Source organism: Lysobacter antibioticus HS124, assembly GCF_000336385.2.
Lineage (GTDB): Bacteria > Pseudomonadota > Gammaproteobacteria > Xanthomonadales > Xanthomonadaceae > Lysobacter > Lysobacter firmicutimachus.
In genome coordinates, this window is record NZ_HG424478.1 from 1 (window position 1) to 11,088 (window position 11,088).

General features: G+C 71.1%; 8 protein-coding genes. 4 read left to right on the plus strand and 4 right to left on the minus strand.

Going from position 1 to position 11,088, the window contains the following annotated elements:
* Positions 1-316: 316 nt before the first annotated feature.
* Positions 317-1,060 carry a LytR/AlgR family response regulator transcription factor gene (locus TX83_RS08175; RefSeq protein ID WP_064747455.1) on the minus strand — a complete coding sequence of 248 codons (744 nt, stop codon included), beginning with the start codon at positions 1,058-1,060 and terminating at the stop codon, positions 317-319.
* Positions 1,057-2,130 carry a sensor histidine kinase gene (locus TX83_RS08180; protein ID WP_064747456.1) on the minus strand — a complete coding sequence of 358 codons (1,074 nt, stop codon included), beginning with the start codon at positions 2,128-2,130 and terminating at the stop codon, positions 1,057-1,059. The genes TX83_RS08175 and TX83_RS08180 overlap by 4 nt, the downstream gene beginning before the upstream one ends.
* A gap of 149 nt (positions 2,131-2,279) precedes the next feature.
* Here TX83_RS08180 and TX83_RS08185 point away from each other — a divergent pair, with 149 nt between their 5' ends.
* The 4 genes from TX83_RS08185 to TX83_RS08200 all read left to right on the plus strand — a co-directional run bounded on the left by TX83_RS08185 (position 2,280) and on the right by TX83_RS08200 (position 8,842).
* A complete protein-coding gene (locus TX83_RS08185; protein ID WP_075575058.1) occupies positions 2,280-3,200 on the plus strand; it encodes a TolB family protein in 921 nt (306 codons plus the stop codon).
* A 174-nt stretch (positions 3,201-3,374) separates the two neighbouring features.
* Positions 3,375-5,240, plus strand: coding sequence for a DUF885 domain-containing protein (locus tag TX83_RS08190; protein ID WP_064747458.1), 1,866 nt, complete (start codon positions 3,375-3,377; stop codon positions 5,238-5,240).
* Positions 5,241-5,516: 276 nt separating this feature from the next.
* Complete coding sequence (locus TX83_RS08195) at positions 5,517-7,181, plus strand: FecR domain-containing protein (protein ID WP_261370062.1); 1,665 nt, start codon at positions 5,517-5,519, stop codon at positions 7,179-7,181.
* Entirely contained in the window at positions 7,178-8,842 is a 1,665-nt protein-coding gene (locus TX83_RS08200) for a CHASE2 domain-containing protein (RefSeq protein ID WP_064747460.1), read from the plus strand. Before TX83_RS08195 ends, TX83_RS08200 begins: the two co-directional genes overlap by 4 nt.
* A gap of 33 nt (positions 8,843-8,875) precedes the next feature.
* On the opposite strand, the gene TX83_RS08205 is transcribed toward TX83_RS08200, so the two are convergent.
* Positions 8,876-9,343: an avidin/streptavidin family protein gene (locus TX83_RS08205; protein ID WP_186442552.1), complete on the minus strand. Its 468-nt coding sequence runs from the start codon at positions 9,341-9,343 to the stop codon at positions 8,876-8,878.
* 290 nt (positions 9,344-9,633) lie between these two features.
* Positions 9,634-10,959, minus strand: coding sequence for a DEAD/DEAH box helicase (locus tag TX83_RS08210; protein ID WP_064747462.1), 1,326 nt, complete (start codon positions 10,957-10,959; stop codon positions 9,634-9,636).
* Positions 10,960-11,088: the final 129 nt, after the last annotated feature.

Sequence of the window (11,088 nt, forward strand, 5' to 3'; positions counted from 1 at the left end):
GGACGTTGTCGCCTTGGACAAAGAAAGTGACCCGGCCGCTTGCGGACGGAAGCTCTGCTTGAAGCTTTAAGCTTTGAAGCTTCACAGGCCTTCGAACGACAGACGCCGCGAGACCGCAAGGACGCGGTCGCGGCTTACGCCGCTCCTACACACCCCGCGACGGTTTCGGGCTTCGATCGATGGCGAAGGCGTTGATTCCTCTACGCGTCCCGTGGTCGCGGCTTGCGCCGCTCCTACCCAACCCCGCGACGGTTTCGGGCTTCGATCGATGGCGCCGGCGTTGGGCTCCCTGCGCGCCCCAGGGGGCGCCGGCCGCTCACCCCAGGCCGAGGCCGGCGCGGACTTTTTCGCGATAGCTGGCGCCGCTGCCTAGGCGCAGGCCGTTGGTCAGGCGCAGCAGGTAGCGGCCGCCGTCGAGATGTTCGATGTCGCGGATCGCGTCGACCCGGACGATCCGCGAGCGGTGGATGCGCAGGAAACGACGCGGGTCCAGCCGGGTTTCGATCCCGCTCATGGTCTCGCGCAACAGATACGACTGCGCGCCGCAGCGCAGCTCGACATAGTTGCTCTGCGCCAGCACGCATTCGATCTCGTCGACCGGTATCAGGCGCAGGCGCGCGCCGACCGGCACCGCCAGTCGCGGCGGATAGGCCTGCCCGTCGCCGGCCTCGGCCGCGCGCAAGGCCGGTTCGCGTGCGCGTCGCACGCGCGCCAGCGCGGCGGCAAGACGCTCGGCGGAATAAGGTTTCAACAGGTAGTCGACCGCATCGGCGTCGAAAGCGCGCAAGGCGTGATCGGCATAAGCGGTCACGAACACCACCTGCGGCCGCTGCGGCGACGGCAGGGCTTCGAGTACGCCGAAGCCGCTGAGTTCGGGCAGGCGGATGTCGAGGAACACCACGTCCGGCTGCAACCGGCGCAAGGCGGCGATCGCGCTGTCGCCGTCGGCGCATTCGGCCACCACGTCGACCGCACCGGCCTGCTCGAGCAGGCGCCGCAGCCGCGCCCGCGACATGGCTTCGTCGTCGACCACCACCGCGCGCAACGGCGTCGCGTTCATGCCGCCGCCTCGCCCGGCACCCATCGCCGGTACGGCAGTTGCAGGCGCACGCAGGTGCCGCCGGCGGGACGCGCGCCGATCTCGAAGCGGTGGCCGTTGCCGTACAGGCACTGCAGCCGCGCGCGGGTATTGCTCAAGCCCACGCCCGGCCCCGGGGCGGCCGCACGCTGGCCGCCGTCGTCGCTGACCTCCAGGATCAACCGGTCGGCCTCGCGCTGCGCGCTGACCGACACTGCGCCGGGCGTGGTCCGGGTCGCGACCGCGTGGTGGATCGCGTTCTCGACCAAGGGCTGCAACAGCAGCTGCGGCACGCTGGCGTCGAGCAAGGCCGAGTCGATCGCCCATTCGACCTGCAGGCGCTCGCCGAGCCGGATCTTCTCGATGCCCAGGTAGTGGTCGAGTACGACCAGTTCGTCGCGCAACGCAATCTCCTGGTTGTGCGAGTTGTCCAGGCTGTGGCGCAGCAGCGCGCCGAGATCGACCAGCATGCGGTCGGCGCCGTCGGGATCGCGATGCACCATCTCGGCGATCGAGTTCAACGCGTTGAACAGAAAATGCGGATTGAGCTGGGCCGACAAGGCCTCCAGCCGCGCCCGCGCCAGGCGCGACTCCAGTTCCAGGGCCTGACGCTCGCGCTGGCGCGCGCGCGCCGCGTAGGCGCCGGCGTGGGCGACGCCGACGATCATCCAACTGCTGAGGGTGTTGTTGAGCACGCTGGTGAACAGCACTTCGCCCGGGCCGGGCAGCACCTCGTACCAACCGATCCAGCGATTGAACAGCAGCACCGCGACGGTGCGCAGCACGATCACCGCCAGCACCGCCAGCCCCTGCACGCACAGCGCGCGGGCGACGCGGCCACGTTCGATCGGCTGCCGGCGCACGCATTCGAACAGGAACAGGGTCAGCGGCACCCACAGCCAGGCGCTGGCCAGCTCCTTGCGCAGGGTGCCGCTCCAGTCCGGGGCCTGGCCGGCGGCCTCGTGCATGGTCGCGATCTGGCCGACCCAGACCAAGCCGCTGAGGGTCCACCAGCCGAGCACCGCGAGCAGCAGCCAAGTTCGATTGCGCATGGACGGGGATGCTGGACCGCGCCGCGCGCGCTTGCAATCGCAACGCCGGCATTCGTCACCGCGCGGCCCCGGTTCGTCCCCGCGGGCGCCTCGGCGCCTGGCCGGCGGCGCAGGCTGCGGCCACCGACCGCTCCCACGAGGACACCGCCATGCGCCGCCCCTTGCCGCCCGTCGCCGCGCCCTGGGCTTTCGCCTTCGCCGCCAGCCTGCTCGCCTGCGCCGCGCCGTTGCGCGCCGGCGAAACCTGCCCCGAAGTGCGCCGCTACGGCGACGGCAGCATCAACAGCCCGGGCTGGGAGTGGCGGCTGAGCTTCAGCCCCGACCGTCGCCGCGCGTATTGGTCGCACACCGCCGGTTGGTGGCCGGGCACGCGCGAGCGCGCCACGATCCGCACCGCGCTGCGCGGCCGCAACGGCTGGGGCGCGCCGCAGACAGCGTCGTTCTCCGGCGTGCACAGCGACATGGACCCGTTCGTCTCGCCCGACGGCCGCTCGCTGGTGTTCTCCTCCGCGCGCCCGCGCCCGGACGGACAGGCGGGGAAGATGGATTTGTGGCTGGCCGAACGCCACGCCCACGGCTGGCGCGAACCGCGCCATCTCGGCGATGCGGTCAACAGCGCCGGCGACGAGTTGTACCCGAGCATGGATCGCCGCGGCCATCTCTACTTCGCCAGCGAACGCGGCGGCGAGTGGAACATCTACGTCAGCCGTCGCCTGCGCAACGGCGACTACGCGCCGGCGCAAGCGGTCGCCGGCGGCGTCAACACCGCCGAACGCTGGGAGTTCAATCCGGAAATTTCGCCCGACGGCCGCACCCTGCTGTTCACCCGCCTGGACCTGCCCGACGCCTTGCCCGACCAGGGCCACGGCTGGGGCGACCTGTATGCGGCGCGCTGGCGCGACGGCCGCTTCGGCACCGCGGTCAACCTCGGCCCCTGCGTCAACACCCGATGGGACGAATTCCATCCCACCGTGTTGTGGGAACGCCGGCAGTTGTTCTACGCCCGCGACATCGGCCAGCCCAGCGACTTCTACACCACCCGCCTGCGCCTGCCCGACCTCGGCGATTGAGCAGGGCCGCCGCGCACGCGCAGGACCCGGCCGCCGGCGCGCTGGTCCGCCGGCGATCCGCGACACCGCGACGTCGCGCACGCTGCGGCCGCGGCGGCGCATGACCTTCGGCGCTTGCCGCGGCATGGCGCGCACGGGAGCCTGCGGGTCCGTCCGTTGCGAACGCCCGTTCCCATGACTCCGACCCCGTTCCGACCGGGCCCGGCGCGCGCCGCGCGCCCGGCCGCCGTGTCCCGCCTCGTCCTCGTCGCGGCCTTGAGCGCCGCGCTCGTCCTGGCCCTGCCCGCCGCCGCCCAGGCCGCCGACGCCGGCACGCCCGCGCCGCGCGTCACCGTGCAGACCAAGGCCGAGAAACTCAACCGCCTGTACGAGCAGTACTGGGAAGAAACCCTGCAGCTCAATCCGCTGCTCGCCACCGCCCAGGGCGACCCGCGCTACAACGACCGCTTGCCGAACTTCGCCAGCGCCGAGTTCCGCCGGCGCAGCCGCGAGTTCGACCAGCGCTGGCTCAAGACCATTGAATCGGTCGGCTCGCAAGGCCTGTCGGCGCAAGACTTGCTGAGCTACGAGATCTTCGTCCGCGACACGCGCATGGACCTGGAAGCCGAGCGCTTCCCGGGCTGGATGCAGCCGGTCAACCAGTTCAACAACTTCGCCGCCACGATCGCCCAGCTCGGCTCGGGCGCCGGCTCGCAGCCGTTCAAGACCGTCGCCGACTACGACAACTGGCGCAAGCGCGCGGCGCTGGCGCCGGCGGTGTTCGACCAGCTCATCGCCAACAGCCGCGAAGGGGTCAAGCGCGGCGTGGTCCAGCCCAAGGCGCTGATGCTAAAGGTGCTGCCGCAGCTCGACGCGCTGATCAAGGAACGCGCCGAGGACACCCTGTTCTGGAAGCCGGTGACGAATTGGCCGGCCGGCATCGAAGAGCAGGACAAGGCGCGCCTGAGCGCCGAGTACCGGCAGATGATCGAGACCGAATTGATGCCGGCCTATGCCCGGCTGCGCGACTACATCAAGAACGAGTACCTGGCGCAGGCGCGCGACAGCGCCGGGCTCGGCGCGCTGCCCGACGGCGCCGATTGGTACGCCTTCAACGCCCGCCGCTCGACCACCACCGAGCTGAGCCCGGCGCAGATCCACCAGATCGGCCTGGACGAGGTGGCGCGCATCCACGGCGAGATCCGCAAGGTCATGGCCGAGGTCAAGTTCCAGGGCTCGCTGCAGGACTTCTTCAAGTTCATGCAGAACGATCCGCGCTTCGTGTTCAAGGACGAGCCGGCCCTGCTCGCCCACTACCGCGGTCTGGAAGCCAAGATCAACCGCAAAGTGCCGGAACTGTTTTCGCTGACCCCGAAAGCGCCGTTCGAGATCCGTCCGGTGGAAGCGTTCCGCGCCCAGTCCGCGGCCGGCGGTTCGTACATGCGGCCGAGCGAGGACGGCAGCCGCCCGGGCATCTTCTACGTCAACACCTACGACTTGCCGACGCGCAAGACTTGGGACGCGGAAGACCTGTACCTGCACGAGGCCATCCCCGGCCACCACTTCCAATTGGCCCTGCAACAGGAACTGAGCGACCTGCCCAAGTTCCGCCGCTTCGGCGGCGCCACCGCCTTCACCGAAGGCTGGGGCTTGTACGCCGAATCGCTGGGCCGCGACCTGGGCGTCTACACCGATCCCTACAACTACTTCGGCTATCTGCAGAACGAGCTGTGGCGCGCGATCCGCCTGGTGGTGGACACCGGCCTGCACAGCAAGGGCTGGACCCGCGAGCAGGTGATCGCCTACATGCTGGAGAACTCGGCCGAGAGCGAGACCCAGTCCACCGCCGAAGCCGAACGCTACATGGCCATCCCCGGCCAGGCCCTGGCCTACAAGATCGGCGAATTGCGCATCATGCAGTTGCGCCAGCGCGCCGAGCAGGCGCTGGGGCCGCGCTTCGACATCCGCGAGTTCCACGCCGAAGTGCTCAAGGACGGCGCCGTGCCGCTGGACGTGCTGGAACGCAAGATCGACCGCTGGATCGCCTCGCGCCGCGGCTGAGCGGCCCTGCCGGCGGCCGGGTGGGACCGCCGCCGGCCAAGGCCCCGGGACCGGTCCGTACGGGCCGGTCCGCTTCCGTACAGCGAACCCGGGCCCGGCGGCGCTAGGATGCCCCCGGAGTCGGCCGCAGCAGAACGCAACGGCCGCGGCGGAAAAAATGTGACCGACGGCGCATAATGCGCGGTTGCTATGCCGCTGCCGCCCGTCGGCCCCGCTGTCCCACCCAGCTACGGAAAACGGATGCTTCCCACTCCAGCGCTCCCGCTCCCCGCTTTCGTGCGCGCCGCCCGTCGCCTGGCCGCCGCGCGCCGGCCCTTCGCCGCCGCCCTGGGCGGCCTGCTGTTGCTGGGCTCCGGCCTGGCCCAGGCCGAAGACTGGGCCTACCGGGTCCGCCCCGGCGACACCCTGTGGGACCTTGGCGCCAAGCATCTCAAGGTCGGGATCAACTGGCGCAAACTGCAGGAATACAACCGCATCGCCGACCCCTACCACCTGCCGCCGGGCTCGCGCATGCAGTTCCCGATCGGCTGGCTGCGGATCGAGCCGGCCAAGGCGCGGGTGGTCGCGGTACGCGGCGCGGTCAATTTGCTGCCGCCGGCCGCCGCCACGCCGCTGCCGGCCAAGCTGGTCAGCGAAGGCATGCACATCGGCATCGGCAGCCGCCTGGAAACCGGGCCGGGCGCCAGCGCCACGCTGGAGTTCGCCGACGGCTCGCGCCTGCTGGTGCAGGACAACAGCAGCGTGGTGTTCGACCAGCTCAGCAGCTACGGCAGCACCGGCATGGTCGACACCCGCATGCGCCTGCGCCGCGGCCGCACCTTGAACCGGGTCATCCCGGCCAAGGGACCGGCCTCGCGCTACATCATCGACACCCCCTCGGCGACCTCGAGCGTGCGCGGCACCCACTTCCGGGTCAGCGCCGGCGATGAGGGCGCGCCGGACGCGACCGAAGTGCTGGAAGGCAAGGTCGCCGTCGGCGCCGGCCCGGGCCAGGTGCTGCTGCGCCCGGGCTACGGCACCGTCGCCGCGGCCGGCGCCGCGCCGGCTGCGCCGATCGCGCTGCTGCCGGCCCCGTCCTGGGCGGATGCGGACACCCGCCTGGAGCAGTTGCCGGCCGTGCTGGCCTGGGCGCCGGTGCCCGGCGCGGTGGCCTACCGGGTGGAAGTCGTGCGCGACGACGCGCCGGAAGTGCTGCTGTTCGAAACCCGCACTCAGGACACCCGCCTGCGCATCGACGACCTGCCGGCCGGACGCCAGCGGGTGCGGGTGCGCGCCGTCGCCGACAACGGCCTGGGCGGCCGCGACAGCGAGCGCAGTTTCGTCGTCCACGATCTGCCGCCGCCGCTGACGATCAGCCCGCTCGACGGCCAGCGCATCGGCCTGCCGCGGCCGCGCTTCGAGTGGACCCTGGCCCAGGGCGTCGAACGCACCCGCTTGCAGGTGGCGGCGGACGAACAGTTCGCGCAGCCGCTGATCGATACCGAAGTCGACGGCCAGCGCTTCCGTCCGTCGCTATCCCTGCCCGCGGGCAAGTACTATTGGCGCGTGGCGTCGCGCGATGCGCAAGGCCGCATCGGCCGGTTCGGCAACGCCTTGCCGTTCGAGGTCAGCGACGCACCGGCCGATCCCGGCCTGGAAGCTCCTCAGGCCGCGCAGGGACGTCTGACCCTGCGCTGGCAGAAGGGCGAACCGGGCCAGCGCTACCGCGTGCAGATCGCGCGCAAGCCCGACTTTTCCACGCTGTTGCTCGAAGAGGTGGTGGACGTGCCGCAGATCGAACTCAAGCGCCCCGGCAGCGGCCGCTGGTACGTGCGCGTGCAGACCGTCGAGGACGACGGCTACGCGGCGCCGTTCGGCCCCTCGCAGGAAATCCGCCTGCCGTGCCGCCTGTGCTACGGCGCCGGCGCGGCGGGCGCCGTGTTGCTGCTGCTGGCTCTATGACCTTCGGCGCCCGGTCCTGGCTGCTGCGCGGCGCCACCGCGCTGGTCGTGGCCGGCCTCGCGGCGCTGTTGACCGTAAGCGGCGCCACCTGGCGCCTGGACGATTTCTTCTACGACCTGCACCTGTCCAAGTGGGGCTACGCGCCCGACGACGACGTGGTGATCGTCGCCATCGACGACCGCAGCCTCAACGAGCTCGGGCAATGGCCGTGGCCGCGCGACATCCATGCGCAAATGCTCGACCGCCTGGGCTACGCCGGCGTGCGCGGGGTCGCGCTGGACCTGGTCCTGACCGAGCCCGACCGCAACGGCGACCAGCACGACCGTACCTTGGCCGCGGCCATGCGCCGGCTCGGCCGGGTCGCCCTGCCGGTGATCACCGCGCCGATGCGCCAGAATGCGCCGCCGGTGGAAGTGCTGCCGACGCCGCTGATCGCCACCGCCGCCGCCACCCTGGGCCATACCGACATCGAACTCGATGCCGAGGGCACCACCCGCGGCATGTACCTCAAGGCCGGGCTGGGCGAATCGCGCTGGTCGGCGCTGGGCCTGGCGCTGATCGGGCTGGAACCCGGCACCGCGCCGCATCCTCTGCCCGGCCTGCGCCGGCCCAGGTCGCAGCAGGGCTCGCCCTATCAGTGGACCCGCGACAACTACGTGCGGATCCGCTTCGCCGGCCCGCCCGGCACCTTCGGCCAGGTCTCCTACGCCGACGTGATCAACGGCCAGGTGCCGACCGAGCTGCTGCGCGGACGCTGGATCGTGGTCGGCGTCACCGCGACCGGGCTGGTGCCCAGCTACCTGACCCCGATGGCCGACGACGCGCGCATGCACGGCGCCGAGTACCAGGCCAACGTGATCGAGATGCTGCTGCACGACCGCGCGATCGTGCCGCTGCACCCGCTGTGGCAGGCCCTGCTGGCCGCGGCCATGCTGTTCGCGGTGATGCTGCTGATGTTGCACCCGCGCCTGGAGCGGCCCCTGTTGGTGACCGGCGCCGGCGCGCTGCTGAGCGCGATCGGCAGCGTCGCCCTGCTGCGCCTGGGCAATGTCTGGTTCGCCCCGGCCACGACCATCGTCATGATCGGCCTGGCCTACCTGCTGTGGGTGATCGGCCATCTGCGCCACTGGCGCCGCGAGGCCAATCTCGACACCCTGACCCAGCTCGGCAACCGCCGCCGCTTCGACCACGTGCTGCAACGCGAGCTGGCCAGCGCGCGCCGCACCCGCGCGCCGCTGTCGCTGGCGCTGATCGACGTCGACTTCTTCAAGGCCTACAACGACGCCGAAGGCCATCGCGCCGGCGACAAGCTGCTGCGCGAGATCGCCGAGATCATCGCTGCGCACGCACGCCGGCCGCGCGACCTCGCCGCGCGCTTCGGCGGCGACGAATTCGCCCTGATCCTGCCGGACACCCACGTCGAAGGCGCCGCGCGCGTCGCCGACGGCATCCTCGACGACATGCGCAAGCTCGACGCGCGCTACGGCAAGGCCTCGGCCGACCAGCGGGTCAGCCTCAGCATCGGCCTGTACACCTGCGTCCCGGGCGTGCATACCCACGTGCGCACCGTGTTCGACGCCGCCGACGCGGCGCTGTACCAGGCCAAGGAAAACGGCCGCGACCGCCGCGTCGCCAGCCGGCTCGGCAGCGCCGAACCCTGAGCGGCGGCCGCGCCCGGCCCTCCCGAACGGCCCTCAGGGCGAGACGAAGGTGTCGGCGCCGGCGAGGATATGGTCCCAGTCGTACTGGCTGTTGGGCCGCGCCAACTGCCACAGGGTGCGCAGGCCGGTGCTGTTCGGCCCATCGACGCAGGTGCCGGTCCAGGCGGTGATGCTGCCGATCTGGTTCCAGCGCACGGTGAAGGCGTAGGTGGTCAGGTTGCTGCCGCCGGGCTGCGCCGGCGCGCTGTTGACCCACCCCACCAGCGGATAGAAACCGGGTGCGCCGCTGCTGGTGCGGTACTGGCCCTGGATGGCGCCGCTGCGCGGATCGTAAGACGTGATCCGCATTTCCGACCCCATCTGATTGCGCCAGGTGCCGACCGGGCTGCCGCAACGAACCTGGGCGGCCGCCTCGGTCTTGGCCTTGCGCGGCTCCTTGGCCTGCAACGGAGCGGCGGCGAAGGCGAACGTGGCGAGAACGGCGATGACTGCGCGTTGCATGATCGACTCTCCGTAGGTGGACCGGCCCTCGCCGCGTCCCGCGACGCGACGGCCGATCCCGATCATCGGAACCGCGCCTTTTCGCCTCGGCCATCACGCTCGTTCAAACGGGGATCGCGCACACGGTTTGGTTTTGAGGCGGGCATTGGGGATACGGGATTGGGGATTCGGAATGGCGAAAGCGCCACACCGCTGTCTCCCAACTCCTGTTCGCTGTCTCCTTGAGTTCCCCGCCAAAGAAAAAGGCCGGCTTGCGCCGGCCTCTTCCTGGTTCCGCTTGCGCGGGGCGATCAGCCCGCGTTGCGGTCGCGGCGCTGGCCGCCCTGACCGCCGCCGCGATGCTGCTTCGGACCGGCGTGCGCATGACGCGGCGCCGGCTTGCCGTGCGGACGGTGGCCGGGCTTGCGCGGCGCGTTGTTGCCGCGGTTGCCGCCGGGGCCCGGACGGCGCGCGCCCGGTGCGTCGGAGCCCATGCGGATCGGACGCGACGGCTCGTAGCCGGCGACGGTCACCATCTCGATGTCGTCCTTGAGGATGCGCTGGATCTGGCGCAGCAGGCCGGCCTCGTCCGGCGACACCAGCGACAGCGCTTCGCCGCTGGCGCCGTTGCGGCCGGTACGGCCGATGCGGTGGACGTAGTCCTCGGCCACCATCGGCAGATCGAAGTTGATCACCAGCGGCAGGCTGGGGATGTCCAGGCCGCGCGCGGCCACGTCGGTCGCGACCAGCACCCGCGCCTTGTTCGCCTTGAAGTCGCGCAGCGCCTTCTGGCGCTGGGCCTGGCTCTTGTTGCCGTGGATCGCCACCGACTTCAGGCCGGCGTCTTCGAGCTGTTCGGCCAGGCGGTTGCAGCCGTGCTTGGTGCGGCCGAACACGATCACCTGATCGTTCGGACGGCCGGCCAGGATCTCGATCAGCAGGTCGCGCTTGCGGCCGCCGTCGACCGGATGCACGCGATGGCTGATCGCATCGGCCACGGCGTTGTTGGCGGCGATCTGCACCTGGCGCGGCTCGCGCATGAACTCCAGCGCCAGCTGCTTGATCTGCGCTTCGAACGTGGCCGAGAACAGCAGGGTCTGGCGCGAGGCCGGCAGGCGGCCGAGGATGCGCTTGATCGCCGGCAGGAAGCCCATGTCGAGCATGCGGTCGGCTTCGTCCATGACCAGCAGTTCGACCGCGTCGAGCTTGGCGCTGCCGCGCTCGAGGTGGTCGATCAGCCGGCCCGGGGTCGCCACCAGCACGTCGACGCCGCGGCGCAGCGCGTCGAGCTGCGGGCCCATGCCGGCGCCGCCGAAGATGGCGTGGATGTTCAGGCGCAGGTACTTGGCGTAGCCGCGCAGGCTGTCGCTGACCTGCAGCGCCAGCTCGCGGGTCGGCGCCAGGATCAGCACGCGCGGCTTGCGCTGGCCGCCGCCCTGGACGGTGGCCAGGCGGTGCAGCAACGGCAGGCCGAACGCGGCGGTCTTGCCGGTGCCGGTCTGGGCGCCGCCGAGCAGGTCGTGCCCGGCCAGGGCCAGCGGGATCGCTTCGGCCTGGATCGGGGTCGGGGTGGTGTAATTCTGTTCGGACAGCGCGCGCAGCAACGCGGGCGCCAGCCCAAGCGATTCGAACGTCATGGCGAAACTCCTGCAAAGCGCGAAAGCCAGCCGCGGCGCGGGCCGAAGCCTGCGCTCGATCGCGGGCGATCGCGTGACGACTCCAGCGTTCCCTTGAACCGCGCTGCGAGTGATCGGATTGAACGGCGC